This is a genomic window from Hanamia caeni (assembly GCF_003721595.1).
Taxonomy (GTDB): domain Bacteria; phylum Bacteroidota; class Bacteroidia; order Chitinophagales; family Chitinophagaceae; genus Ginsengibacter; species Ginsengibacter caeni.
In genome coordinates this window covers 197,310-222,983 of the sequence record NZ_RJJR01000012.1, presented here as the reverse complement: position 1 = coordinate 222,983, position 25,674 = coordinate 197,310, and the positions used below count along the sequence as shown (strand labels likewise).

26 protein-coding genes are annotated in these 25,674 nt (G+C 38.9%); 16 read left to right on the top strand and 10 right to left on the bottom strand.

Annotated elements, in window-relative coordinates:
* The first annotated feature begins 120 nt into the window (after window positions 1-120).
* The 6 genes from EFY79_RS14800 (at window position 121) to EFY79_RS14775 (ending at window position 3,001) form a co-directional block, all read left to right on the top strand.
* Window positions 121-444 carry an ArsR/SmtB family transcription factor gene (locus EFY79_RS14800; RefSeq protein WP_123121487.1) on the top strand — a complete coding sequence of 108 codons (324 nt, stop codon included), beginning with the start codon at window positions 121-123 and terminating at the stop codon, window positions 442-444.
* A gap of 77 nt (window positions 445-521) precedes the next feature.
* Window positions 522-854: a VOC family protein gene (locus EFY79_RS14795; protein WP_123121486.1), complete on the top strand. Its 333-nt coding sequence runs from the start codon at window positions 522-524 to the stop codon at window positions 852-854.
* Between the two features lie 8 nt (window positions 855-862).
* Window positions 863-1,336 (top strand): SRPBCC family protein, encoded by a 474-nt coding sequence (locus EFY79_RS14790; protein ID WP_123121485.1) that lies wholly within the window; start codon window positions 863-865, stop codon window positions 1,334-1,336.
* A 5-nt stretch (window positions 1,337-1,341) separates the two neighbouring features.
* Window positions 1,342-1,749, top strand: coding sequence for a DoxX family protein (locus tag EFY79_RS14785; protein WP_123121484.1), 408 nt, complete (start codon window positions 1,342-1,344; stop codon window positions 1,747-1,749).
* A gap of 36 nt (window positions 1,750-1,785) precedes the next feature.
* Window positions 1,786-2,352 (top strand): DUF4256 domain-containing protein, encoded by a 567-nt coding sequence (locus EFY79_RS14780; protein ID WP_123121483.1) that lies wholly within the window; start codon window positions 1,786-1,788, stop codon window positions 2,350-2,352.
* Window positions 2,353-2,413: 61 nt separating this feature from the next.
* Window positions 2,414-3,001 (top strand): YdeI/OmpD-associated family protein, encoded by a 588-nt coding sequence (locus EFY79_RS14775; RefSeq protein ID WP_123121524.1) that lies wholly within the window; start codon window positions 2,414-2,416, stop codon window positions 2,999-3,001.
* A gap of 92 nt (window positions 3,002-3,093) precedes the next feature.
* Here the strand turns inward: EFY79_RS14775 and EFY79_RS14770 are convergent, their stop codons facing one another.
* Window positions 3,094-3,861: a GLPGLI family protein gene (locus EFY79_RS14770; RefSeq protein WP_123121482.1), complete on the bottom strand. Its 768-nt coding sequence runs from the start codon at window positions 3,859-3,861 to the stop codon at window positions 3,094-3,096.
* A gap of 17 nt (window positions 3,862-3,878) precedes the next feature.
* Complete coding sequence (locus EFY79_RS14765) at window positions 3,879-6,644, bottom strand: TonB dependent receptor (RefSeq protein ID WP_123121481.1); 2,766 nt, start codon at window positions 6,642-6,644, stop codon at window positions 3,879-3,881.
* 155 nt (window positions 6,645-6,799) lie between these two features.
* Between EFY79_RS14765 and EFY79_RS14760 the strand changes: the two genes are divergently transcribed.
* From EFY79_RS14760 to EFY79_RS14750, 3 genes are all read left to right on the top strand, one after another.
* Window positions 6,800-7,000 (top strand): hypothetical protein, encoded by a 201-nt coding sequence (locus tag EFY79_RS14760; protein ID WP_148041932.1) that lies wholly within the window; start codon window positions 6,800-6,802, stop codon window positions 6,998-7,000.
* Between the two features lie 191 nt (window positions 7,001-7,191).
* Window positions 7,192-9,171, top strand: coding sequence for an alpha-L-arabinofuranosidase C-terminal domain-containing protein (locus tag EFY79_RS14755; protein WP_233578019.1), 1,980 nt, complete (start codon window positions 7,192-7,194; stop codon window positions 9,169-9,171).
* Between the two features lie 114 nt (window positions 9,172-9,285).
* Window positions 9,286-11,031: an alpha-L-arabinofuranosidase gene (locus tag EFY79_RS14750; RefSeq protein ID WP_123121479.1), complete on the top strand. Its 1,746-nt coding sequence runs from the start codon at window positions 9,286-9,288 to the stop codon at window positions 11,029-11,031.
* 69 nt (window positions 11,032-11,100) lie between these two features.
* On the opposite strand, the gene EFY79_RS14745 is transcribed toward EFY79_RS14750, so the two are convergent.
* The 6 genes from EFY79_RS14745 to EFY79_RS14720 form a co-directional block, all read right to left on the bottom strand.
* Window positions 11,101-11,928, bottom strand: a complete 828-nt coding sequence (locus EFY79_RS14745; protein ID WP_123121478.1) for a helix-turn-helix domain-containing protein — start codon at window positions 11,926-11,928, stop codon at window positions 11,101-11,103.
* Between the two features lie 27 nt (window positions 11,929-11,955).
* Window positions 11,956-12,429, bottom strand: coding sequence for a VOC family protein (locus EFY79_RS21785; RefSeq protein ID WP_233578018.1), 474 nt, complete (start codon window positions 12,427-12,429; stop codon window positions 11,956-11,958).
* 115 nt (window positions 12,430-12,544) lie between these two features.
* Window positions 12,545-12,898, bottom strand: coding sequence for a DUF2200 domain-containing protein (locus tag EFY79_RS14735; protein ID WP_123121521.1), 354 nt, complete (start codon window positions 12,896-12,898; stop codon window positions 12,545-12,547).
* Between the two features lie 274 nt (window positions 12,899-13,172).
* Window positions 13,173-13,757: a DinB family protein gene (locus EFY79_RS14730; RefSeq protein WP_123121520.1), complete on the bottom strand. Its 585-nt coding sequence runs from the start codon at window positions 13,755-13,757 to the stop codon at window positions 13,173-13,175.
* A 57-nt stretch (window positions 13,758-13,814) separates the two neighbouring features.
* Window positions 13,815-14,321, bottom strand: coding sequence for a Crp/Fnr family transcriptional regulator (locus EFY79_RS14725; protein ID WP_123121477.1), 507 nt, complete (start codon window positions 14,319-14,321; stop codon window positions 13,815-13,817).
* Window positions 14,322-14,373: 52 nt separating this feature from the next.
* Window positions 14,374-14,922: a dihydrofolate reductase family protein gene (locus tag EFY79_RS14720; RefSeq protein ID WP_123121476.1), complete on the bottom strand. Its 549-nt coding sequence runs from the start codon at window positions 14,920-14,922 to the stop codon at window positions 14,374-14,376.
* A gap of 420 nt (window positions 14,923-15,342) precedes the next feature.
* Between EFY79_RS14720 and EFY79_RS14715 the strand changes: the two genes are divergently transcribed.
* The 7 genes from EFY79_RS14715 (at window position 15,343) to EFY79_RS14685 (ending at window position 24,382) form a co-directional block, all read left to right on the top strand.
* On the top strand, window positions 15,343-15,834 hold the full coding sequence (locus EFY79_RS14715; protein WP_199727546.1) for a transposase: 492 nt from the start codon (window positions 15,343-15,345) through the stop codon (window positions 15,832-15,834).
* Between the two features lie 157 nt (window positions 15,835-15,991).
* A complete protein-coding gene (locus tag EFY79_RS14710; protein ID WP_123121475.1) occupies window positions 15,992-18,607 on the top strand; it encodes a glycoside hydrolase family 2 protein in 2,616 nt (871 codons plus the stop codon).
* Window positions 18,608-18,696: 89 nt separating this feature from the next.
* On the top strand, window positions 18,697-19,650 hold the full coding sequence (locus EFY79_RS14705) for a nitrilase family protein (protein ID WP_123121474.1): 954 nt from the start codon (window positions 18,697-18,699) through the stop codon (window positions 19,648-19,650).
* Between the two features lie 163 nt (window positions 19,651-19,813).
* Window positions 19,814-21,088 carry a sugar MFS transporter gene (locus EFY79_RS14700; protein WP_123121473.1) on the top strand — a complete coding sequence of 425 codons (1,275 nt, stop codon included), beginning with the start codon at window positions 19,814-19,816 and terminating at the stop codon, window positions 21,086-21,088.
* A gap of 100 nt (window positions 21,089-21,188) precedes the next feature.
* Window positions 21,189-22,040, top strand: coding sequence for an ROK family protein (locus tag EFY79_RS14695; RefSeq protein ID WP_123121472.1), 852 nt, complete (start codon window positions 21,189-21,191; stop codon window positions 22,038-22,040).
* A gap of 34 nt (window positions 22,041-22,074) precedes the next feature.
* A complete protein-coding gene (locus EFY79_RS14690; RefSeq protein ID WP_123121471.1) occupies window positions 22,075-23,190 on the top strand; it encodes a family 20 glycosylhydrolase in 1,116 nt (371 codons plus the stop codon).
* Window positions 23,191-23,200: 10 nt separating this feature from the next.
* Window positions 23,201-24,382 (top strand): DUF5009 domain-containing protein, encoded by a 1,182-nt coding sequence (locus tag EFY79_RS14685; RefSeq protein WP_123121470.1) that lies wholly within the window; start codon window positions 23,201-23,203, stop codon window positions 24,380-24,382.
* A gap of 168 nt (window positions 24,383-24,550) precedes the next feature.
* On the opposite strand, the gene EFY79_RS14680 is transcribed toward EFY79_RS14685, so the two are convergent.
* Window positions 24,551-24,844 (bottom strand): hypothetical protein, encoded by a 294-nt coding sequence (locus EFY79_RS14680; RefSeq protein WP_123121469.1) that lies wholly within the window; start codon window positions 24,842-24,844, stop codon window positions 24,551-24,553.
* Window positions 24,841-25,632 carry a 5'/3'-nucleotidase SurE gene (gene surE, locus EFY79_RS14675; RefSeq protein ID WP_123121468.1) on the bottom strand — a complete coding sequence of 264 codons (792 nt, stop codon included), beginning with the start codon at window positions 25,630-25,632 and terminating at the stop codon, window positions 24,841-24,843. Before surE ends, EFY79_RS14680 begins: the two co-directional genes overlap by 4 nt.
* Between the last annotated feature and the right edge of the window lie 42 nt (window positions 25,633-25,674).

Sequence of the window (25,674 nt, the reverse complement as noted above, 5' to 3'; positions counted from 1 at the left end):
ATTTTTATTCTGCAAATAATTTTATTCCGATGATAAGGCGCTGACTTCTTCCAAAAAAAAATAAAAAATATTTGTGTAGCTAAATGACTTCATATATATTTGTAGTCAAATAGCTACGCAATGAATTTACGAAGAGATGTATTCCAGGCTATAGCCGATCCTACGCGCAGGGCCATACTTTTATTAGTGGCTTCGCAATCTATGACTGCCGGGGCCATAGCCGCCAACTTTGATACGGCAAGGCCCACGGTTTCAAAGCATCTTCAGATACTTACCGAATGCGAACTGCTGCAACAGGAACAAAAGGGCCGGGAAATTTCCTATCACATTAATGCAAAAAAAATGAAAGAGGTGGCAGACTTTATAGAACCCTTCCGCAAGATGTGGGACGACCGTTTTAATAAGCTGGAAAGCGTAATGAAAAAATACAAAACAAAAAAATAGTGGAGCAGCAACCACTCAAAAAACGGGAATAAGCCGAAAGCCAAAAAGAGTAGGCAACAAAAAATAAATAAAAATTTATGAACAAAGGTATTCAAACAATTCTTTATCCTGTTAAGGATATGACAGAAGCAAAAACCGCATTCACAAAATTCCTAGGTGTTGAACCGTATGCTGACAGTCCGTATTACATTGGTTTCAAGGTTGGAAACCAGGACATAGGTTTGGTTACAAGTAATCCTGAAGGAGGAGTAGTAGCCTTCTTCCATGTTGACGACATTAAAATGAGTTTGCAAATTCTTGTTGATTCGGGTGCTGAAATCATCCGCGATATAAATGATGTTGGCGGAGGAAGATTAGTAGCAAGTGCTAAAGACACTAACGGAAACATAATTGGACTTGTTCAAAATTAAAAACAGATATGGAACAAAAAACAAAAGTAAAAGCCGATGAAGGCAGACAAGATGTAACCATCACCCGCGAATTTGATTTGCCGCTGGAATTGCTTTTTAAAGCCTATGAAGACCCTGAAATTGTAGCGCAATGGATGGGAACCAAGGTGCTGAAGATGGAAAGCAGAAAGCATGGCAATTATCAATATGAAACAACAGACAAAAACGGGAATAAAGTTTTTGGCGCTTCCGGTGTGATACACGAATTTATTTCTAATCAAAAAATCACCCGCACTTTTGAGATGGACAATTCGCCGTTTGGCGTTCAGCTTGAAGTGTATGAATTTGAAAAAATTTCTGACGAGGTCAGCAAACTCAATATGCATGTGATTTATGAATCCGCTGCGCAAAGAGACCAGGTGCTGAAATTGCCTTTTACATTTGGAATTAATATGGCGCACAACCGCCTGCAGGAAGTAGTAAATAAATTAAAAAATAAATAAGTAGTATGAGTAACAAAAAATTTACAGGCACCAAAGCCGGTAAGATCATTTACTGGATCGCAACGATATGGCTTGCACTGGGCATGGTTTCCACTGGCTTAATGCAATTGATGAAGAAGAACGGGCAGGGCGGTATAGACATGCTCACTCATTTGGGTTACCCGGTTTATTTGCTGATGATGCTGGGAATCTGGAAAATTTTAGGTGCTGCTGCGGTGCTTGTTCCAGGCATTCCGATAGTGAAAGAATGGGCTTATGCAGGTTTCTTTTTTATAATGACGGGCGCTTTTTTTTCACATATCGCTATCGGCGATTCAGCAGTCGAACTATTTCCGTCTTTATTACTTTTGATACTCACAATACTATCGTGGTATTTCAGGCCGGCGGGCAGGAGATTGCTTTTGGCGAAGTAAATGAAACCGGGTTATAAAATTTAAAAATGGTCAACAATGAATAACGATAAGAAAAAATCATTGCCGGAAAAATATGCGGGTTTATTAAATATTTTAGAAACGCGTTTCCTTAAAAACAGCAACCGGCACAAAGGTTTGGAGTGGGACACAGTTTTGACAAAACTTCAAACTAATCCCGAAAAACTGACATCGCTTGACCGCATGGAAGAAACCGGCGGAGAACCTGATGTGATTGAATTTGACAAAAAAACCGGTGAATATATTTTTGTTGATTGTGCTGCCGAAAGCCCGAAAGGCCGCAGGAGCCTTTGCTACGATCATGAGGCGCTTGAAAAAAGAAAAGAGCATAAACCGGCGGATAGCGCAGTGAATATGGCTTTAGAAATGGGGATTGAAATTTTAGACGAAGAACAATACCGCCGTTTGCAGCAATTAGGCCAATTTGATTTAAAAACTTCAAGCTGGATAAAAACGCCTGGGGCGATCAGGAAGCATGGCGGCGCGATCTTTTGCGACCGCAGGTACGACCATATTTTTACCTATCACAATGGAGCAGACTCGTATTATGCTGCAAGGGGATTCCGCGGGTCGCTGCGGGTTTAGAGAGGTGGCATCTTTTCAAAAGGTGTTACCTCATGGCAATTTTTTAAACCAAAAAATTTTTATGAATAACACGAACCCAAAAGTTGATTTTTATTTTGAAAAAAATACAAAGTGGCAAAAAGAAATTAAGCAATTAAGAAAGCTCGTTCTTGATTGCGGATTAAATGAAGAATTGAAATGGGGCTGCCCTTGCTACACGTTTGAAAAAAAGAACATTGTTTTGATTCATATTTTCAAAGAATACTGCGCTCTCCTTTTTTTTAAAGGCTCATTACTTAAAGACCCGGAAAATATTTTAATTCAGCAAACGGAAAATGTACAGGCAGCAAGGCAGGCACGATTTACTTCAGCAAAGGGAATTACAAAAGCTGAAAAATCTCTGAAAGCCTGTATTTATGAAGCCATCGAAGTGGAAAAAGCCGGATTAAAAGTGCCTTTGAAGAAAACCCGGGAATTTGATATGCCCGAAGAATTTGAAAAAGAATTAAGAAAAAACCCTGAATTAAAAAGAGCCTTTAAAGCGCTCACGCCGGGCCGTCAACGGGGCTATCTTCTTTATTTTTCTTCTGCCAAACAATCTAAAACCCGCGTGGCAAGGATTGAAAAATATACCGGTCGTATAATGGATGGCAAAGGGCTTACTGATTAATCGTTATAAATTGTAATGACAGTGAAGCAGCAAATAAAAGATTTTTATTTTGCATTTTGACTAAGTGAAGCGAGCGTGTTAAATAACTGCCGCTACAATAAAGTCTGCCAGAGAAATATAGCTTTTCGTTGTTGTATTTCCTTATTTTCTTCCGGATCATCTGAACTATACCAATCTTTAAAGCGATCTTTAATTATAGTAGTAAGATCATTTAGTGAAATACTTTTCTTTGATTCGATGGGCTTGATTGAAGCTGCATCAACGCCATTCACCATCACTTTGGTTGCTATCCATGAAGTATACAATCTTGGAACCGTGATGCCCATTATGGTTCCGGGCAATCCATGAAATGTGGCAGGGCCGCCCGGCAAGGTAATTTCTTCAGTATAAAATGCAAACACGTAAACGCTATCAAGCATCACCGCATAAGCCTTGCGGCAGTTAAAACCCGCAATCTCCCTGTTTTCATTCACTAACTTCCATTTCAATTTTGGGATACTATCGGCTATTGTTAGAATGCTACCTTCCACATTTTTTTGCATTGAGTATTTGCCGGTAGCATAATTAAAAAAATACTTTTCCTCATCTTCTCCCTGCAACATGAAATCGGGTAATTTCGGCGCTCCCCAATGATCAAATTTATAAATGCTCTGGTCTTTGTCAAAGGTGAGCGTAAAATATCCTGTCTTAAATCTCGGCAATTTATCTTTCAACATTTCTTCCCAATTGTTGTTGCCCATTGTTTTTTTTATGTCGGCCTTCACTTCATATTCAATGCTGCCTTTGCCGATAAAAATCTGTGAATGCGCTGCGGCAAAAAAGAAAGAAAGCATCAGAGATAAAAATATTTTCATTTTCATAAAAGAGGTTATTAATATTATTTAGAACTTTTGTTTTTAAAATTCCATGTAAAGCCTATCATGAAATATCTTTTTAGCCTGTCGTTAATTTGTTGTGTATAGGTATTTCCATAAAAGTTGCGGTCGATGCCTACGTTTTGATTCAGGATATCTCTCACTAAAAAGTAAGCAGTGAATTCATCGTTTTTAAAAGTGCGCTGTAGCCGCGCATTCCAGATGTGGGTTTTTAAATCCTGGTCAGAAGCAATCGTTTTTTCCCTGTAGAAATAATTATAGTCCGTGTTAATGGACCAAACCTTTTTATAATAAACCGTTCCGTAAAATGACAATATGTTGGAATAGTATTGAATTTTTTTATCGTTTTGCGTGGTTACATTGCTGTTATAATTTATTTCATCACTTACTGACAGATCATATTTTTTCTCTTTAGATTTTGAAATGTAAGCATTCATGCCAGGGGCGACGGTTTTAGAAAAACTTTTCTCATTATTAATTACGCTCGCATATCTTCTAATATTAATCTCGGGCGAAAAATTAAAACGCGTATCAATTTTCTTCACTTTAAAACCAATGCCGCCATAAAAATTGATAGAATAATTTCCACTGACATTAATCGGTTGCGAGATGGTTTTTCCTGAATCAAGATTAATAATGCTGTTGGTGGTAATAGCATTCTGGGTAACATTTGCATACACTGATTGATACGTCCAGAAGTCTTTCAGAAAATTATAACTCTGGTGATAGGCTCTGAAATTATTTACAAACGAAGGCTTTAAATCAGGATTGCCAATTACCTGGTTAAAATAATCTGTATTATTTCTTAAGGGTTGCAACTGGTTAACTGTAGGCTGATTGCTGTAGCCGTTGTAAAAAAGCCTGATGCTGTGGTTTGGCTTATAAGTATACGTGGCATTGGCAGAAGGGTAGAAGTTAGTGTAATTCCTGAGATAATCTTTGTTGAAAGTAACGTCTTTTAAATCAAAATGAGTGAAACCAAAACCTGAACCAATATTGAGCTTTAATTTTTTATTGCCAAAATTGATTCTCGCCGAAGGAATATTTTGAATAATATTTTGTTTAAAATCATTTGATAAAGAATCCACCAGGTAATCATATTTGCCCGAAGCATCCTGGTAGCTGTAGGTAACCTGGTTGTTTTTCCCGGAATTATAAGTCACCTGGTATTTTAATTCCAGCGACAGTTCTTTGGTAAGCGGCTCTGTGTAAGTGATTCCGGCAGATAATGTTTGAGTAGCCTGTTCATAATTTTTCTGCTGGTTAAGGTCTTGCCTGCCGGATAGATTTCCATCCAGGTAAGCCTGGTTGGATGATTGCAACAATGTGTTTCCATTATTATCAAGTGAATACCAGTTGCCGGTAAAGGACAAGGTACGCCGCTCTTTTTTGAACTTATGTTTGAAAATAATATTGCCTGAAAGGCCCTGTTTATCGCTATTGGTGCCCAAATTACGATCGCTGGCATTTTTTAATGTACCATTATTTCCGGTTGTTTCAGAATGCAAAATATCATTGCCTTCAGTGTGATAAAAATTGGCGTTGGCAATTATTTTTATCGAATTAAACGAATCAAGTTTTGTATCTAATACGCCATGCGTTTTAAAGTTATAGCGGTTTACATTATTATTATCAGTTGAGTTCACATTTAAAACAGAATCGCCGATTTGCGTTTGCGTAAAAGTGATTTTATTATTCGTATACCGCTGACTGTTATACTTGGGTGAAAGGCTCAAATTGTATTCATCATTCCATTTGTTGCTGTATTGCGCGCCTGCATTTACGTTGGTCATATAGCCGTTTCTGGCATCCACGTAGGGCTCATCATCGTTTGAACCGGTGTAACTAAAACTTAGATCGCCGTTATCTGTGATGTCCAACGAGTAATTATCATTGCCGCCATATTTTTGCTCATCTTCCCAGCTAAGGCCATCCTGGCCCGTGTTGCCGTTTAAAAGAAATGCCGACAACTTTCTTTTTCCCTTAAACGAACCGAACATAAGATTGGCATTATACCGGTTGTCAATATGTTTTTCAGGCCCCGCCGCCACATCTGCCTTTCCAAAATAGCCCGTCTTTTTATTATCCTTCAGCTTCAGATTAATTGTTTTTTGCGTTTTGCCATCATCAATGCCCGTGAATTCCGATTCTTCGCTCTTTTTGTCAAATACCTGTACTTCCTTTACGGCATCTGCACGGATGTTTTTTACTGCCATGCCCGGATCATCTCCGAAAAATTCTTCTCCATCTACTAAAACCTTTTGTACGGTTTCGCCCATAGCTTTTATATTGCCGTCTTTATCCACCTGTATTCCCGGCAATTTCTTAAGCAGCTCTTCTACATTGGCATTGGCGCTTACTTTAAAGCTGTCTGCGGTATATACTGTTGTATCTCCCCGGATTTTTAAAGGCGAACCCGTCTTCACGATTACAGCCTGCAACAGCTCTGCCTTTGACATGAGCAAGGTGGCGGGGAGTGTGGTATTGGTTTCTGCATTTATATCAGAGAGCAGGTCAGCATATTTTGGCTGGGAAGTCATTAAAATATATTTCCCGGGTACTACATTTTTTATTTCATATTTCCCCTCAGCATCTGTTCGAGTGAAAGCATATAAAAAAGAATCTTTTGGTGTGAGTAAAGCCACTACGGCCTCGTTTACCGGCTTATCTTCATGCTCATCCCTTACCTGTCCTGAAATTGTGATTGTCTGGGCAAATGATACGTTACCTACAAAAGTAAAGAGGAGAGCGATGTATAATTTTTTCATGAAATCATTTGAAATGGTGGGGAATCAGATTATAAAAGTCATGTATTTGAATTTTGTATTTGTTATTTTATAACTTAAAATTTAGTTAAACCTGTTTATTTCTTTTGTAGATGCGCCAAATTACATTTTCCATAATCTTGCTTTATAAAATTTCAATGAGTGGTAATTATCCCGTGAAGAAAGGGGCGCCCGGAAGCAGTAAAGTGGCAAATAATGTTAATTTAGACATTGCAGATACGTCTATGTCTGGCGCTACAAATGTTGAATTTTTTCCAATTGCCAATGGCACTCATGCCACCAGCACTAAGCCCATGATGTTGAATGCCTTGCAATGGACTATTTCTTTGGATAAATAAGAAAGTGTAATCAAATAACATATTCATTTAGTTTAACAGGATCAGTAAACGGGCAAATGATCCTGTTTTTTATTTTGAGAATGTAGAGACAAGGCATACCTTGTCTCTACTATGTATTGAATACGTGTTTATATTTGTTAATAGCATATTCCAAATGTTTTCAAAAATGCTTTTAAAAAAATTCCGGAAAAATGAACCTCACAAAAAGTTTAATTGCGGTTTTAATGCTATTGGGATTTCAATGTTCCAATGCAGTGGCTCAATCCAAATCACCTGTTATTATTAATGCAGGCAAAACCATTGCAGAAGTGCATCCTGCGATGTGGGGCGTTTTTTTTGAAGACATCAACTTTGGCGCAGATGGAGGTATTTATGCAGAGATGATTAAGAACCGTTCATTTGAATTTTCGATGCCGCTTATGGGCTGGAAGGTTCAGCAGAATAAATTTATTGAAGGTACGGTGCTCATGCTCAACCGGCAGGATGGAAATAGCCGTAACCCGCGGTTTGCAAGAGTTTCGAAGGAAAATGCTGAAGATTCCCTGAGCCTTACCAACGAAGGCTTCCGGGGCATGGGTATCAAAAAAAATCTGCGTTATGATTTTTCTATTTTGTGCAGGATACAAACCCCCGGCTTAAAGCTTCATCTTCAGTTATTGGATTCCTCCGGAAGGGCGATTGGAGGCGCAGATTTACTCCCATCAGGCAAAGTGGGTGAATGGAAAAAAGAAACTGCCAGCATTAATGCAACCGAAACTGCATTGAAGGGAAAATTCAGAATTCTTTTTGAAGGCGCAGGTGTTGCTGATTTGGATATGATTTCATTGTTTCCTTCCGATACCTGGAAAAGCAGGCCCGGCGGCATGAGAGCGGATATGATTCAATTGCTGGCGGATATGAAACCGGGTTTTATCCGCTTCCCCGGAGGCTGCATTGTAGAAGGCCGCGACCTGGCAAACCGCTATCAATGGAAAAATACAATTGGCCCAATTGATGAAAGGCATTTAATTATCAACCGCTGGAACACTGAATTTCAGCACCGGCCAACACCGGATTACTTTCAAACATTTGGCCTTGGCTTTTATGAATATTTTCAACTGGCGGAAGACATAGGAGCGGAGCCATTACCGATTTTAAATTGTGGAATGGCGTGCCAGTTTAACACGGCTGAATCTGTAGCATTGAACGAGCTTGATCCGTATGTGCAGGATGCCCTGGACCTGATTGAATTTGCTAACGGCGATGCACACACGAAATGGGGAAGACTCCGCGCTTCATTAGGACACCCCGCTCCATTCAATTTAAAAATGATGGGCATCGGAAATGAAAACTGGGGCCCGCAATACATTGATCGTTTGAAAATATTTTTTAACGCCATCAAACTAAAATACCCTGATTTTAAGCTGGTGGTAAGCTCGGGCACAGACCCCGATGGAGAGCGTTTTGATTATCTGAATACTGAAGAAAGGAAAATGGGCGCTGATATTATTGATGAGCATTATTACCGCCGCCCTGAATGGTTCTTGCAAAACGCCTCCCGCTATGATGATTATCCGCGTACGGGCTCCAAAGTTTTTGCTGGGGAATATGCGGCTCAAAGTGATCGTACGGTAAGTGTGAATAATAAAAATAATATGGCCACCGCTATATCAGAAGCTGCTTTTATGACGGGCCTTGAAAGAAATGCTGCAGTAGTAAATATGGCTTCTTATGCACCTTTGTTTGCACATGAAGATGCCTGGCAATGGAAGCCCGATTTGATTTGGGTAAATAACCTTCAATCCTATGGCACCACTGATTATTATGTGCAGAAACTTTTTTCGACCAACAAGGGAACTCACGTGGTTAATGCCTCCCGCGATGGAAAAGCGCTAACGGGGCAGGACAGCTTGTATGTTTCTTCAGTGATTGATACAAATACCAATGAACTCATCATCAAGGTAGTAAACGCGTCGGGCAAAGCGCAAAGCAATTTGTTTAAATTAGAAGGGAAAAAATTTGCATCGAAAGCTACAGTTACAACGCTGCAAAGCGATAATCCGGAAGCTGAAAATTCATTTGAAAACCCTTTAAACGTTTCACCTAAGGAGGCGGAGGTTGTCATAAAAAAGAATAAAATACAATTTAATTCTGCGCCCTGGTCTTTGTCGGTTATCAAAGTAAAAATGTAAGCTGATTGAGCTTGAAGATCTCGTAGCAATTCTTATACTCTCTGCTGAAGGTCTATTAATCCCGTTGTTTCGCCTTGTGTGATTTCTATTATTTTTACTGTTATTTTTACGGCTATGAGAGATATTTTCTATACCACGCTGATTGCTTTTATTCCAATAATTTTTTCCTGTAAAAAGAATCCTGGAAATCCTGCGCCACCATCCACGCCTCCGGTTGATTCCTTACCGGTAACTCCACCGCCGGAACCTCAACCAACAGATCCGGCTGTGTCGCCCACTATTGGCTTTTTCCTGGATGATTGGCAACCTAAAAATTTTACGATTCCTTCATTCACTGATACTATGATGCCTTCGTCCGCGTCGGTAACGGTAAATATTGATGCAGGATCTATCATTACCAAAGTGCCTCCCTACATTGCGGGGCAGAATGCCAATATGTGGATGACGCAAATGGTAACGGAGCCTTTACTCATGAAGTATTTAACTGCATTGCGGCCATCGCTTATGCGTTTGCCGGGCGGCAGTCTTAGCGATATGTATTTCTGGAACGCGCCAAGCGGCGCTCCTCCGGCAGATGCACCTCCCACTTTACAAGATGCAGATGGAAAAGATATTGAGGCAAAATACTGGTATGGAAAAAATGAAGAAAGCTGGACAATTACGGTAGATAATTTTTACAACACAATGCAGCAAGCCGGCAGCCAGGGAATGATTACAGTTAATTACGGTTATGCAAGATATGGTACCAGCGCTGACCCTGTGGCTGCGGCAGCACATCTCGCGGCTGATTGGGTAAGATATGATAAAGGCCGCACCAAGTATTGGGAAGTGGGTAATGAAAGTAATGGCGTGTGGGAAGCGGGGTATAGAATCGATGTAAGTAAAAATAAAGATGGTCAGCCGGAAATAATCACCGGTGATTTGTACGGCAGGCATTTTAATGTGTTTGCGGATTCAATGCGCGCGGCGGCGGCCGAATTCGGGAAAACAATTTTTATTGGTGCACAACTGTTGGAAAAGGAACCCGAAGGCTGGCAAACCGCCACTGATAAATCGTGGAACGCCGGAGTGCTGGCGCAGGTAAATGCTTCTGCCGATTTTTATATTATCCATAGCTATTATACACCTTATCAAACCAATGTTTCTGCTGATGTAATTTTAAATACCGGCGTAGACAATACCCATGCTATGATGAGCTATCTGAATTCAGTTTTTGCAAAATATGGCGCTTCCCCCAAACCTATAACCTTAACAGAATACAACATTACCTCGCAGGGCTCAATGCAACAGGTATCGTTTGTAAATGGCATGCACGCTGCAATTGTGATGGGAGAGGCTTTGCAAAATAAATACGGAATGACCGCAAGATGGGATCTCGCTAATGGCTGGAGTGATGGAAACGATATGGGGCTTTTTAATATCGGTGATGAACCGAATGTAATCAAGTGGAATGCGCGCCCTGCATTTTATTATATGTATTATTTTCAGAAAATGATGGGCGACCGCTTACTCAAATCAACAGTTTCGGGCAGCAATGATCTTTTATCTTTTGCTTCTTCCTTTTCCTCGGGAGAAAAAAGCGTTATCCTAATCAACAAAGGCAGTTCTTCTGTTAACGTAAATGTGATTTCCAATGCCACAGCAGGCAAACGTTTCTATTACTACAGGCTTACGGGTGGTACAGATAACGGAGAATTTTCAAGGAAAGTGTTTGTAAACGGAAAAGGACCGGATATTATCTCCGGCGGCCCTTCAGATTATGCCACATTGAAGGCGTATTCTTCAGAAACAAAAAATGGGATAAAAGTTGCTTTACTGCCACGGTCTGTAATTTATCTCGTGATTGACAAGAAGGAATAAAATAATTCCTTCATTGTTCAAATAGGCAGGACGCGAAAGACAAGCGGCAAAGAGACAAAATTTTAATCCTCAGTTTCTGAAATATTTTTCTCCAAAATCATTTACCTGTTTTTCAAAACGGGTGGGAGGCAGGCCGGTAAAGCGTTTAAAGTCTTTTATAAAATGAGATTGGTCATAATACATGTCATAAAAATCGCGTTTTAAAAATGCCTTATTGGCGGCATTCATAAATGTTTTAAAACATTCTTTGAACCGGATAATCGAACACAGATTTTTGGCGCTTACGCCCAGGTTATTATTAAATTTTACGTTTAGCCACCGGCTGCTGTAACCTGTTTTCTTTTCTAACTCTTTGATGGATATTTTTCCTTTTGATGCAATAATATTTCTAATGCAAAAATCAAATATTAAATCTTCCTGCTTTAGTGAAAGCTCGCTTAACAAAAACTGTTGCAGCATCATAATCTTTTTTTCAGCAAAAGATGTTTCATGTATCTGCAAGAGCAGTCGTTTGCCTTTTGTTCCTAGCAAATCGCAAACAGAATAAATTTGATTTTGAATTTCATTCAGATTGAAATGGAAAAACCGGTAAGCTCCCTGCGGATTAAATTCGATTCCAATGGTTTCAGTTAGGGCATTGTCTTTTGCATCCAGGATAACGGGAACGTCTACAAGCCCTGTCAATGTGATATCATGCGGGTTTGAATAAAATGTTTTTCCGTTCAAATCAGCCACAATCCCGTTTTGATACGATAGCGTTAGTTTGAGATTCCCGTTCGGAATCACCAGCTTCATATCTTCTTCAGGCATCTTTCCACTGCTTTCAAAAATCCACATTTTATCAATGTATTTCTTCAGCAGAAAATGAGGTTCAATATGCGTGAATTGCAGGTGCATCTTTCATCATTAGAAAAATTTTTCTATTTATTCAGCTGGCTCCCATAATTCAATTTTGTTTCCTTCTATATCCATGATGTGTACAAATTTTCCGTAGTCATAAGTTTCAATTTTGTCAACAATGGTTACGCCTTCTTTTTTCAAATCTTCCAACAGCGATTCTAAATTGGCCACTCTGAAATTTATCATAAAATCTTTCTTTGACGGCTCAAAGTATTTGGTGGCCTGGGCGAACGGCGTCCATTGGGTGCTTCCCTTTTTGGTTGAATCAGATTCTTCCCTCCATTCAAATGAAGCGCCATATTCATTGGTGTTTAGCCCGAGATGCGTTTTATACCACTCATTCATTTTTTTAGGGTCATCACATTTAAAGAAGATTCCGCCAATTCCTGTTACCTTTTTCATATTTTGGTTGTCATTTTTTGTGGTGATTGTTTTGAACGAAAAGCCAAGACAAAAAGTTGCCGCGCATAAAAGTGTCAATGTAAATGGATGCTTCATGACGATCAATATTTGTAGATAAAATAAAAAAAGAAGCTATTCTTTGCTTTACTGCATTTATTTTAAAAAAACAATTGCTGCTGATAATTCATTTCGATTCATCCGGTAACTTTACTCAGCTTCTTAAGATTTTCTCCATCGGTTTTCCGTTTGCCAGTTCATCCACGAGCTTGTCTAAATAGCGAACTTGCTGCATTAGCTTATTTTCTATTTCTTCTACCCGGTATCCGCAGATAGCGCCCTTTATTTTTGAAGCGTTAGGATTTATTTGCGGCGCCTGGGAAAAGAAATCCTGGTAATTAGTTTTGTCGTCTAAAATTTTCTGCAAAGCGTCTTCATCGTACCCGGTAAGCCAAAAAATGATTTCATCAACTTCTTTTTGTGTACGCCCTTTTCTTTCTGCTTTTTTTACCAAAAGCGGATAGACTGTCGCGAAAGCCATTTTATAAACCCTTGTGTTATCTCTCATCTTTTTTTTTAAATTTATAGGATTATGCATATCAAGTGTAATTCAATCCAGGCTTACCTCACAAACCTTAACGCATTTAAATTTACTCTATTTGCTTTATTCTGAAATATTTAATAATATATCAAGAATTTCCCCACGTTATATCTAATTCTAAAAGATACTATATGCAATGAGCTAATTACTGTTCAAAAATAATTGAAATTCATTTTCAAATCCACAAACTGGTTGCTGATTTATTTTTTGCAATTACACAGAAGATTTACAGGATGTACTATCAAAGCGCATGTTGGAAATCAGCAACCGGCGTTCCTTCCTGCCTCATCGCAGCTTTTATTCGCTCTACCTGCTGCAGGTGCCTGATGATATGATTGATAAAAAATTGAAACGTATCTCCAAGTTTTAGCTTTATCAAATTCGAAATGGACGTAGGAATTTTCACTTTGCCCAGGCTTACATTCCGCGATTGGTTCAACAATTCTAACAATTTAATTTGCTGACTGATAAATCTGTCAATAACGGTTTTATCCAACTTTTCATTCAGCGGGTTTTTGTCTTTGAATGTTTTCATTTTATTGAGCTTTGCTTTAGGCAACATGCTTTTTGCAAAGTAATTTCCCAGGTAGCCGCTTTTAAATTCCGGCGTGGGCTTAAACGGCGAGCTTTTGATTTTGTTTTCAATTTGAGGTAAATAAAAATCACCGTATAGATTGAGGTGTTGCAGGCATTCCAGCATGTTCCACGATGTCTCGCTTTCTCTCCACGTTAATGTGCGCAGGTCATAATTTTTAATTGTTTCTGCCTGGTTTATGATTTGCCTTACCTGCTCTAAAAGCGATTGAATTAATTTTTCTGTTTGCATAATTTTTAATTTTAAAGCAAAGTTCACTAAACCGTTTTTCATAAATCTTGACTGAAGTCAACACTTTTTTAACCGCGAAAATGTTTCGGGACTCATTCTTAAATAATTTGCAATATGCCTGTTCGGAACTTCCTGGAAAAGTTGCGGGCTTCTTCGGAATACCCTTTCATATCTTTCCCGCGGAGAAATGGTTAGTATATCAATCTCCCTTTCCATTTGCTGCAATACTAAATCTTCTAATATTTTAATCCACAGATTGCGATTGGCCTCCACTTGTAAGAAGGCATCAATTTGTGGCTTGGTAATCACTTTTATTGTAGATTTTTTTATGGCCTGTATGTATAGTTCTGACGGTTTCCCGGTCAGAAAGGAGTCCAGCGAAGCGATTAAATTTTCTTTATACCCAAACCTGATAATTTGTTCTTCATAATCGTCTGAAATGAAGATTCTTAAAGTGCCACTTTCTATATAATACACATTGCGGTCAATGCTGCCTTTCACTTTCAGATATTCATTTCTTTCTAAAGTGATTATCCTGGTGGACAGGTCTATGATTTCTTTCATTGGCTAAATGGTCGTGATTTTCATTGTGTTTATCAAAATCCAATTTCCGTTCTCAAACCTCGCTGTTCTGTCTTCTTCGTTTGTAGTGTAGTTGTATTAATCCTGTATCAAATGATTTCGCGCTGACAAACTCCAGCTCTTGTTCAGGTCTATTGTCTTTGAATAATCTTATTCCATTCCCCACCAAAATTGGTATTACAGAAATGATAAATTCGTCTACCAGGTCGTGCTGTAGTAGTTCATTGATAATTTCTGCGCCTCCGTCACAATAAATATTTTTTCCGTTTTCAGATTTCAGTTTCTGCACTAAAGTTTCCAGGCTTCCTGTATAAAAAGTAGTTTTGCCTGCTGCGGGTTTTTCTGTTCTTGTTATTACATATACATCGCGGTGCCCGTCGTCGTAATGGGAAGAACCAATGTTCTTAAGCACATAATCATAGGTCTTTCTGCCGATGATGATTGTGTTGATGTTGGCCGTGAATGCCGCGTAGCCATAGTCTTCACCTTCTTTTTCAACTATGTTTAAAAAACTAAGATCGTCATTTGGCTTTGCAATGTAGCCATCCAAACTTGCCGCTATAAAAAGTGATAATTTTCGCATGGTTCAATATACGGTTGAAATTTTGAAAGAACGGATTCCGGTAATGATTTCAGGTCATTTCTTTCGGTTTATTTTAGCTCTACTGAAGCTTCCGGTATCAGTATCAAATTTACAGATGCCTGACGATAATTTGCAGATGTCTGACAGTATTCCATAAATATCTGGCGATAGCCACAAGGTATCCATACCGCAGGGTGGCGTGAGGAAGTAGAGACAAGGCATGCCTTGTCTCTACGTATTTTTCATTTACAAAAAAAACAATTTTTATTTCTATTTTTATAGAATCATTCACAGAACTGATAATCTGCTAAGGCCGGAAATACCAAATAAAATTGAAACATCTTCAAATTATGGAAGATAAATTCCAGAATAAATATCGTATTTCATCTGCGAGATTACCAGGGTGGGATTATGGATGGAATGCCGCCTATTTTTGTTACCATTTGTACAAAAGACAGGGAGAATTTTTTTGGAGAAATTATTAGTGATAATATGATTTTATCCAAAACGGGTGTGATTGCGGATCTTATGTGGTATGAAATAAAAAACCATTCGAAGAATATTGAGTTGGGCGATTTTATTGTAATGCCAAATCATATGCATGGGATTATTACCTTGAATGAGAATGATTCCCCTGTAGAGACAAGGCATGCCTTGTCTCTGCAAAAAACACCTAAAGATTTACCGGCACAACAACGTTTACGCAACCAGGGAAAAAATACCCTTTCCTCAATTATCGGCGGATATAAGGCAGCGGTTACCAAACACGCCAATCGTTTGAAATTCGATTTTGGCTGGCAGCCTCGTTTTCATGATCACATCATTCGCGATGAAAAATCATTACAGATGATTTCAAATTACATTATCAATAACCCGCGGAATTGGCAGCAGGATAAATTTTTCAGACAATAATTAATTGCCCCCTGTAGAGAAAAGGCATGCCTTGTCTCTGCGTATTTTTCATTTACAAAAAAAAACAATTTTTATTTCTACTTTTATAGGAAATTATGAATTGCTTAATAACCTGATTTTTGAAAGCCATCCTTTCTAAAACCACAATTTTTTTCTTATGCCAAAATGTATGGGAATTTTGATCTTTATTTCTTTGATGATGATGTCAAGTAGTTCTTTTTCTCAAAATACCTGGAGTGTCGCAAACAATGTGCTGGCCGATCATTGGCAAATCCAATCTTCAGATAACGTGAAAGCAGCTGATGAAGAAATTTCTACATTAAAGTTTCACCCAAAAAACTGGTATGCGGCAAAAGTTCCGAACAGTACGTTGGGGTCGTTGGTTGATGCCGGCGTTTTTAAAAATGTTTTTTATAACCGCAACCTGGAAAAAATTCCCGATAGCTTGTTCAAAGCACCGTGGTGGTATCGCCGCACTTTTACTATTGAAAAAATAAAGACAGGACAGGTGTATCGCCTGCGTTTTAATGGCATTAGTTATTACGCCGACATTTGGCTAAATGGGAAGAAAGTGGCTTCCGGCGACACAGTAAAAGGAAGTTTTCGCCAATTTGTTTTTGATGTGACACCCTTTATTAAAAAAGGCGAAAACGTGCTGGCAGTAAAGATTACACAAGGCCAGCCTGCAGATTTAAACATCGGTTTTGTTGATTGGAATCCGGAACCTGCGGACAATCACATGGGAATTTGGCGCGATGTACACTTCATCGAAAGTGGCCCTGTTGCGATTGAAAACCCTTTTGTGATTACCGATGTAGATACTGCCACGCTTGATCATGCAAATGTGACTTTGAGGATCACTTTACAGAATTTTTCGGATAAAAAAGTAAATGGTGTTTTAAAAACCAGCATCGAAAACAACATTCATCTTTCTAAAAATGTTTCTTTAGATCCGCATGAAACGAAAGAAGTTATTTTGACTCCGGAAGAGTTTCATCAGCTTTCTATGGATCATCCCAAATTGTGGTGGACACATGATTTGGGAAAGCCGAATTTGTATTCCTTACAAATCAATTTTGAAATCAGTAACCAGGTTTCTGACAGCAAAAAAATAAAGTTTGGCATTCGCTCGGTTTCAGGTTACATGACCGACAGAGGATTTCGTGCGTATCGTTTAAATGGGAAGAAAATATTGATAAAAGGTGGTGGCTGGACAGACCCAATGTTGCTGAATGCAACGCCTGAATATGAACGCGCAGGAATTGATTATGCCGTTCACATGAACCTGAACGCAATTCGGATGGAAGGCTTCTGGGGCGAAGACGAGCATTTATATAACCTGTGCGATGAAAAAGGAATTTTGATAATGGTTGGTTTTAGTTGTCAATGGGAGTGGAAAGGAATTTTTGGAGGAAACTATGAAGATAAATATGGTTGCATCGTTACGCCCGAACAGATTGATATTGCTGCCAAATCATGGAATGATCAGATCGTTTGGTTGAGAAACCATCCAAGCATTTTTCTCTGGCTTTACGGAAGCGATAAGTGGCCGCGCCCGGAATTGGAAACAAGATATTTAGCGGTTTTAAAAGATCAGGATCCAACACGTCCTTATGCGCAAAGTGCCAAAGAATGGAAAAGTGAAATCACCGGGCCCACAGGAATGAAAATGCGTGGGCCTTATGATTATGTTCCACCGGATTATTGGTACATTGATACTTCTTATGGCGGCGCCTTTGGTTTCAACACCGAAACCGGCCCTGGCCCACAGGTTCCTGTGTTGGAAAGTCTGCAGAAAATGATTCCAAAAGATTCTTTGTGGCCAATCGGAAGTTCATGGTTGTATCATGCAGCGAGGGGAAAATTTCATAACCTCGATGCCTACAATAATGCCATGAATGAAAGGCTTGGCCAGCCAAATGATTTAAAAGATTATTTGCGCAAAGCGCAATACATGAATTATGAAGGAATGCGTGCGATGTTTGAAGCTTTTGAAGCTAATCGCCCTGAAGCTACCGGCATTATTCAATGGATGTACAATGCTTCGTGGCCTAAACTTTGGTGGCAATTTTATGATTATTATTTAATGCCAACGGGCGCCTTGTATGGAGCAAGAATTGCGAATGAGCCATTGCATATTTTTTATGATTATGGTCAGCAGGTAGTAGATGTGATGAATAATACTGCGAAAAAATCCGGTGGCCTTAGAGCGGATATCAATGTGCTTGATGATTCTAAATCGGTTCTAAAAAAATCATTGCCGGTTTCCGATATCAGTTCTTTGGAGACAAAACAAATTTTTTCTCTTCCGGATAATTTGAATGTGAGCAAAACTTACTTTTTAGACCTGCGATTATTTGATAAACAACATCAATTGGTAAGCAATAATTTCTATGTTTTGTCAACACAAAAAGACAGTCTCGCGGAAAAGAAAAGTACCTGGTACATTACGCCACAATCACAGTATGCAGATCTGACTTTGTTGGAAAAATTGCCGAATGTAAAATTGCAAAAGAGTGAAACTGTTACGCAAAAAGGAGAGAACACGATCATCAACGTGAAACTAAAGAACTCATCACAGCATGTTGCATTCATGGTTTATATGGATTTGAAAAAAGGACAAACCAACGAATCAGTTGTTCCCGTTTTTTGGAAAGAAAATTATTTCACGCTTTTGCCGGGAGAAGAAAGAACGGTTTCTGTTTGGGTACATACAACTGATCTTGACGGAGAAAAAGGAAGAGTAGTTGTTGGGGGATGGAATGTGGAGTAGTTCAATGCTCATCAGACCTGTAAGGTTTTGAAAATCTTATAGGTGATAGTTCTTAAAGTGGTTCATAATTCATAAATTTTAATTGTAAAATGAAAACATTAAAAATTGCCGTAGCCCAATTTCAACCAAAAGATGGCGATAAGGATTACAATCTTTCAGTGATTGATAAACTAACGGCAAAAGCAAAAGAGGGTGGGGCAGAAGTGATCAGTTTTCATGAAATGTCTATAACCGCTTATACTTTCTTCAAAGATCTTACAAGAGATGAAGTAAAAAGCTATGCAGAAAAAGTTCCGGGAAAAAGTACGCAAAAATTAATTGAAATCGCTGCAAAGTACGACATCACTGTATTAGCCGGTTTGGTTGAAATTGATGAAGATAAGTTGTATAATACATACCTCTGTGTTGATAAGAAGGGCCTCAAAGCAAAATATAGAAAGATACATCCATTCATCAGCAAATATCTTTCTCCCGGAACTGAGTATGTTGTATTTGATATCAAAGATTGGAAATGCGGAATTTTAATTTGTTATGATAACAATGTGGTTGAAAATGTAAGGGCCACTTCTTTGCTCGGCGCTGAAATTATTTTTGCGCCACATGTAACGATGTGTACCCCTTCTTCTATGCCGGGAAGAGGTTTTGTAGATCATGCACTCTGGCAAAACAGGGAATTGGATCCGGTTCCGTTACGCATGGAATTTGACGGGCCAAAAGGAATGCAATGGCTGATGCGCTGGCTTCCGGCAAGAGCTTATGACAATGGCGTTTACTATGTTTTTACCAATCCAATCGGCTATGATGGTGATCAATTGAAAAACGGGAATTCATTGATCCTCGACCCTTACGGTGATGTGATGGTAGAAATCAAAAGCTTTAATGATGAAATTGCGATGGCAACTGTTACGGAAGATAAATTAAAACTTGCAGGCGGGTACCGCTATAAGAATGCGAGAAAACCTGAATTGTACAGAGATATATTAAGTGCCGATCATCAATCACAGACAAAGCCCGTTTGGATGGAAAAAGAAGAGGTTGTTTAAAAACCAAAACACTAACGATTATGAATACACTTTTTTAATTGAAAAGCTTTTTAGAAAAATAGAAAATTGAAATATTTGTTTATTTACTGTGATTTTCAAATCGTGCTTAAACATTCGTATTAAAATGAATTTCATTCCTCATTAAATCGTATAATTAAATTCAATGGCAACTACCGTCACTGCAAAGAGAAACTACTACATCGTTTTCCTGATCATGCTTACTTTTTTCGTGATCTCATTTCTTACAAACATCATCGGCGCTTTGATTCCTGATATAAAATCCGGCTTTCATCTCAGCCTTACGGAAGTCGCGATTTTACCATTTGCATTTTTTATTGCTTATGGTGTCATGTCCATTCCTTCCGGAATTATGAATGAAAAGTATAAAGAAAAAAAGATCATGGTGGCCGCTTTTGTGGTTTCCTTTGTGGGTTCGTTGCTGTTGGTTTTATTTCCTAATTATTCCAGTTATATTATCTCGTTATTTTTAATTGGTTGCGGCATGGCAATGCTGCAGGTGGTGATCAATCCTTTGCTGCGCACTTCCGGCGGTGAAGAGAATTATGCATTTAATTCTGTGTTGGCTCAATTGATTTTTGGAGCCGCTTCTTTTATTAGTCCACTTGTATATTCTTATTTAGTCGTGAACCTTGCCAATAAAGGCGAAATAGATCCGGTTCAACGGATCTTTACTTCTGTTGTTCCTCAAAGCCTTCCATGGATTTCATTGTATTGGGTATTCGCAGCGGTAAGTCTCATCATGTTCGTGGTTATTATGATATCGCGTTTTCCGAAAGTAATCCTGAGTAAAGACGAAAAAGCCGGCGCTTTAAAAGTGCATTTGGATCTTTTAAGAAATCCAACCGTTATTTTATTTTTTATCGCCATGTTTTGTTATGTAGGAACCGAACAAGGCACGGCCAACTGGATATCTCAATTCCTCTATGAATATCATCGTTATGATCCGCAAACCACAGGAGCGAGTGCTGTAGCGTATTTCTGGGGATTGATGACAGCAGGGGGCGTGCTTGGGTTATTTTTATTGAAGATCATGGACAGTGCGAAAGTGCTGATTGCCTTTACTATTTTAGCGATCATCACTTTGAGCATTGGACTGTTTACCGGCAACAATCGCGTTGCATTATATGCATTTCCAATCGTTGGTTTTTTTGCCTCAGTAATGTACCCGATTATTTTTTCACTCGCTTTAAATTCACTGGAAGAACATCACGGCGCCTTCTCAGGAATTTTGCTCACCGGTATTATTGGCGGCGCAGTAATCCCTTTGATCATCGGAGCAATTGGCGATCATTTTGGATTAAGAACTGGCATGTTCTTTTTGTATATTACGTTGGGTTACATATTAAGCGTTGGCTTTTGGGCAAAACCGATTATTAAAAATAAAACGATTCAGATGAAGAAGGCAGAAACAGTTTAGAAGGTTTAGTGGGTTTAGAAAGTTTAGTGACCAAAATGCTAAACTATCTAACAATCCCAAACCATCCATATCATTTTAAATCGTCAAACTTTATTGATAAATGAATGAAATAAAAATCATCGGTATCGATCTCGGCGGCACTCAACTTCGTGCAGGAGTTGTGTCAGAAGGCAGATTAGAAAATATTGTGTCTGTTCGCATTCCTTCAGAAGGTAGCGTAGATGAGGTTTTGCAGGTGATGTATGAATTGATTGATCCTTTGGTAGATGAAAATATTAAAGCGATTGGCATTGGCGTACCGAGCGTTGTTGATATTGAAAAAGGGATTGTTTATGATGTGCAAAATATTCCTTCCTGGAAAGAAGTTCATTTAAAAAAAATACTCGAAGATCGGTATCAGATTCCTGTTTTTATAAATAATGATTCAAATTGTTTTGCCCTGGGAGAAAAATATTTTGGCAAAGGGAAAAATTTTCATTCGATGATAGGGCTCACTATTGGTACGGGTTTGGGCGGAGGAATTATCATTAATGATAAATTATACGCCGGTGTAAATTGTGGCGCAGGTGAATTTGGTTGCGTGGAATACCTTGATCAATATGTCGAATATTACGCCAGCGGCCAGTTTTTTGAAAATTGTTATCAAACCAATGGAGAATTGGTGTATAAAAAAGCACTTGAAGGCGACCCGCTTTCTATAATGATCTTCGAAGAATTTGGAACCCATTTGGGCAATGCGATCCGAATGATTCTTTATACATATTGTCCCGAATTAATTGTGATTGGTGGTTCTATCAGCAAGGCCTATCCACTGTTCCAGGAAAATATGTGGAAGCGGATTCGTACTTATATTTATTCAAACACACTTGATAAATTTCATCTTGAAATTTCTGAATTGGAAAATCCCGGAATCCTTGGCGCCGCGTCACTTTATTATGATAGACGTTCTTAGAATATTATTGACAACTAAAACTAAAAATTTGATTATGAAAAAACTACTGCTTGTCTCTTTGTTTTTTGGATTGCAATTTTATACACAAGAGGCCAAAAGCTCACCGAATCAAAGCTTATTTGTTGTTGCCGATACCTTACCGGTTCGTGGGTTCGCTATTGCAGCGCCGCGCCCATCAGGCGTGGATTCATTTGTAACCTTTATTAAGAAAGAATTGATTCCACGACATGTAAATACGCTTGTCTTGCGTGTGGATTATGCATACCAATTTAAAAGCCATCCGGAATTGATTGACAGTTTTGCACTTTCGGAAAAAGAGGTAAAAAAAATTGTTCGTGCGTGTAAACAAGGAGATATAAAAATAGTTCCGCAAATTAATTTATTGGGGCACCAATCATGGGCCAATCGTACAGGAAAATTATTAGCCGTTTATCCGCAATTTGACGAAACACCCTGGGTACAGATGCCGGTGAAATATGAATGGCCCAATGCAGATAAATTGTATTGCAAAAGTTATTGCCCGCTTTATCCGGGATTGCATAAAATCCTGTTTGATTTGATTGACGAAATCTGTGATGCGTTTGAAACAGGTGCCTTTCATGCAGGAATGGACGAAGTGTTTTATATCGGGGAACAAAAATGTCCAAGGTGTGGTGGCCACGATCCGGCACAATTATTCGCAGATGAAGTACGAAGAATTAATGATCACCTTGCTGAAAATGGCAAAGAATTATGGATATGGGGCGATAGATTGCTGGATGGGAAAACTACCGGGATAGGAGAGTGGGAAGCGAGCATGAATAACACTTACAGGGCGATTGATATGATTCCAAAAGATGTAATCATCTGCGACTGGCATTATGAAAGGCCTGACCAGACTGCCGTTTATTTCGCTACAAAGGGATTTAAAGTGATAACCTGCCCATTTAGAAATGCGGAAGCCGGCGTAGCGCAGGTAGAAGACATGTACCGTTTCCGTAAAAGTTCCACTCCTGAAATGAAAGGACGCTTCAATGGAATTATGCAAACGATCTGGACACGTAATGATTTCTTTTTAAAAGAATATTATGGAACGGGTTCCGGTAGCACTGTTGATAAGAATACAACTACCAATTGTTTCATAAAAGTTTTTTCTGCCATAAATCAATAAGATTACAGTTATGCGTACACGAAGACTCGGATCCATTGATGCCATTCGCGCTATTACCATGTACCTAATGGTCTTTGTAAATGATCTGTGGACAGATAAAGCGATTCCGGAATGGCTGGAGCACGCACCGGCAAAAGCCGATGGGATGGGGTTTGCGGATATAATTTTTCCTGCATTTTTATTTATTGTTGGCTTATCAATCCCTTATAGCCAGCAAAGCAGGTTAGATCGGGGCCAATCGTCCGCACTTATTTTCCGGCATATCGTGATCCGCTCGCTGGCTTTGATCGTCATGGGTTTCTTTCAAATGAATATGGAAAATTACAGCGACCAATCTTTACTGCCCCGTCCTATATGGATCATATTGGTAACGGTTTCCTTTTTTCTGATCTGGTTGGATTATCCGAAAACAAAACGAAAGCTGATGGGTTGGATGCAGGCTTTAGGAATTTCCATTTTGATCGTGATGGCCGCTATTTACAAAGGCACGTCTCCGAATGGAATTATCTGGATGGCACCTCATTGGTGGGGGATTCTGGGATTGATAGGATGGGCCTATTTTGCATGCGCTACCGTTTCTTTGGTTGCAAAAGAAAAGCTGTGGATACTTATTTTGTTTTTTGTGTTCTTTGTGGCTTTTAATTCTTCTATAATGCTCGATGCTCCTGCATTTGCGTCTGGATTCAGACATTTAATTACGTCATTAGGTTTGGGAAATGCATCTAATTCATCTGTCACTATCCTCGGGGTGATCAGCGCCGTTTTTTACAGAAAATTTTCGCAAAAACCAGGCAAAATAGAAATGATTTTATTTCTTATGGCCATTCTTTTATTTGCTTTTGGGTTTGCAACGAGGCCATTGTGGGGTATTTCAAAAATAAGAGCCACACCTTCATGGACTACCATTTGTGCAGCCATTAGTATTCTTGCGTTTGCACTTTTAATATTTTTAGTCGATAGAAAAGGCAAAGAAAATTGGTTTAGGCTCATAAAGCCTGCCGGAACAAGCACGCTCACCTGTTATCTTCTTCCTTATTTTCATCTGGCTATCTTTATTTCCCTGATTGGGATTCATTTGCCGCTCGTGATGAGAACAGGAATTGTAGGTATTATTAAATCCCTTGTATTTGCGCTGGTAATTGTTATAATCACTGGTTGGCTGGAAAAGCGAAGGCTCAGATTAAAGATTTAAAGAGTCATAATTAAAAAATCGCAGGAAGATGGAATTGAAATTTGCGGTATTTATTTGTTTACTGCAAAGGGTCTGTTATTAAAAAGCACCCGTCTTGCAACATTAACCGGCAACAAATGAATAGTCAAATTCTTCTGTAGTTAAAGACAAAGGCCTCTCACGATACAATCACCAATATTTGAAAGCCAGAGCCAGCGCAGCATACACCATAGTTACAATAAATATACCTTTTGCCGTCTTATCGCGATACCCGTTGATATAGATGGTAAATAATATTGCATTCGCCATCAACGAAACGCTGATAGCTACAGTTATCAGGTTGGGATTCAGTTTCATCCATTGAAACATTTCCTGCAATGAAAGTGCTTTAAACTTTATCAACTTATAAATAAGGAACCCAATTAATGGTGCAACTATTCCAAGGGCTATACCGAAAACAAAATTGTCTTTTTTGAAAATCATAAAATTTCCCAGTTATTCTCAAGCTGTTCTTTAAGCTTATAATTCGTTAAATCGAAGTGAACAGGAACTACGCTTACATAATTATGTTCCAAAGCCCATACATCAGTGTCTTCTCCTTCATCAAAGTTTTTAAATTCACCTGTAAGCCAGAAATATTTTCTTCCATTCGGGTCTATTCTTTCATCAAAATCCTCGTCATATTTAGCATAGGCCTGCCTGCAAACCTTTATTCCCTTTAATACATCCAGCGGCCCCTGCGGTATGTTGACATTTAAAAGAAAATGACGCGTTAGCTTTTTCTTCATCACGCTTTCAACAATTTTATGCACATAAAATTTTGATGCAGAAAAATCTGCATCAATGCTATAATCCAACAGGGAAAACCCGATAGAAGGAATACTTTCAATGGAGGCTTCCATGGCCGCGCTCATCGTTCCTGAGTAAATTACATTAATAGAATGATTGGCGCCGTGGTTAATGCCGCTCAGGCAAATATCAGGCTTGCGATGCAAAATTTTATCTACCGCCAGCTTAACGCAATCCACAGGTGTACCATTGGTTTGCCAGGCCTGAACATCATCAAAAAAGCCAGTTACTTTATTCAACCGGAGGGGAACCCCAATAGTAATAGCATGTCCCATTCCGCTTTGTGGCTTATCGGGCGCTACCACCACTACATCGCCGAGATCCTTCACAGCATCTACCAAACTTTTGATTCCCGGTGCGGTTATTCCATCATCATTCGTTACCAAAATTATTGGCCTTTCAATTTCCTTTTTACTTTTCATTTCTTTCTAAAAAATTCTATGAATTCAATTCAAACCATTAAC

Coding starts and splice junctions, on each gene's coding strand:
- EFY79_RS14800 (WP_123121487.1), top strand. CDS start 121: ATGAATTTACGAAGAGATGTATTCCAGGCTATAGCCGATCCTACGCGC.
- EFY79_RS14795 (WP_123121486.1), top strand. CDS start 522: ATGAACAAAGGTATTCAAACAATTCTTTATCCTGTTAAGGATATGACA.
- EFY79_RS14790 (WP_123121485.1), top strand. CDS start 863: ATGGAACAAAAAACAAAAGTAAAAGCCGATGAAGGCAGACAAGATGTA.
- EFY79_RS14785 (WP_123121484.1), top strand. CDS start 1,342: ATGAGTAACAAAAAATTTACAGGCACCAAAGCCGGTAAGATCATTTAC.
- EFY79_RS14780 (WP_123121483.1), top strand. CDS start 1,786: ATGAATAACGATAAGAAAAAATCATTGCCGGAAAAATATGCGGGTTTA.
- EFY79_RS14775 (WP_123121524.1), top strand. CDS start 2,414: ATGAATAACACGAACCCAAAAGTTGATTTTTATTTTGAAAAAAATACA.
- EFY79_RS14770 (WP_123121482.1), bottom strand. CDS start 3,861: ATGAAAATGAAAATATTTTTATCTCTGATGCTTTCTTTCTTTTTTGCC.
- EFY79_RS14765 (WP_123121481.1), bottom strand. CDS start 6,644: ATGAAAAAATTATACATCGCTCTCCTCTTTACTTTTGTAGGTAACGTA.
- EFY79_RS14760 (WP_148041932.1), top strand. CDS start 6,800: ATGAGTGGTAATTATCCCGTGAAGAAAGGGGCGCCCGGAAGCAGTAAA.
- EFY79_RS14755 (WP_233578019.1), top strand. CDS start 7,192: ATGAACCTCACAAAAAGTTTAATTGCGGTTTTAATGCTATTGGGATTT.
- EFY79_RS14750 (WP_123121479.1), top strand. CDS start 9,286: ATGAGAGATATTTTCTATACCACGCTGATTGCTTTTATTCCAATAATT.
- EFY79_RS14745 (WP_123121478.1), bottom strand. CDS start 11,928: ATGCACCTGCAATTCACGCATATTGAACCTCATTTTCTGCTGAAGAAA.
- EFY79_RS21785 (WP_233578018.1), bottom strand. CDS start 12,429: ATGAAGCATCCATTTACATTGACACTTTTATGCGCGGCAACTTTTTGT.
- EFY79_RS14735 (WP_123121521.1), bottom strand. CDS start 12,898: ATGAGAGATAACACAAGGGTTTATAAAATGGCTTTCGCGACAGTCTAT.
- EFY79_RS14730 (WP_123121520.1), bottom strand. CDS start 13,757: ATGCAAACAGAAAAATTAATTCAATCGCTTTTAGAGCAGGTAAGGCAA.
- EFY79_RS14725 (WP_123121477.1), bottom strand. CDS start 14,321: ATGAAAGAAATCATAGACCTGTCCACCAGGATAATCACTTTAGAAAGA.
- EFY79_RS14720 (WP_123121476.1), bottom strand. CDS start 14,922: ATGCGAAAATTATCACTTTTTATAGCGGCAAGTTTGGATGGCTACATT.
- EFY79_RS14715 (WP_199727546.1), top strand. CDS start 15,343: ATGCCGCCTATTTTTGTTACCATTTGTACAAAAGACAGGGAGAATTTT.
- EFY79_RS14710 (WP_123121475.1), top strand. CDS start 15,992: ATGCCAAAATGTATGGGAATTTTGATCTTTATTTCTTTGATGATGATG.
- EFY79_RS14705 (WP_123121474.1), top strand. CDS start 18,697: ATGAAAACATTAAAAATTGCCGTAGCCCAATTTCAACCAAAAGATGGC.
- EFY79_RS14700 (WP_123121473.1), top strand. CDS start 19,814: ATGGCAACTACCGTCACTGCAAAGAGAAACTACTACATCGTTTTCCTG.
- EFY79_RS14695 (WP_123121472.1), top strand. CDS start 21,189: ATGAATGAAATAAAAATCATCGGTATCGATCTCGGCGGCACTCAACTT.
- EFY79_RS14690 (WP_123121471.1), top strand. CDS start 22,075: ATGAAAAAACTACTGCTTGTCTCTTTGTTTTTTGGATTGCAATTTTAT.
- EFY79_RS14685 (WP_123121470.1), top strand. CDS start 23,201: ATGCGTACACGAAGACTCGGATCCATTGATGCCATTCGCGCTATTACC.
- EFY79_RS14680 (WP_123121469.1), bottom strand. CDS start 24,844: ATGATTTTCAAAAAAGACAATTTTGTTTTCGGTATAGCCCTTGGAATA.
- surE (WP_123121468.1), bottom strand. CDS start 25,632: ATGAAAAGTAAAAAGGAAATTGAAAGGCCAATAATTTTGGTAACGAAT.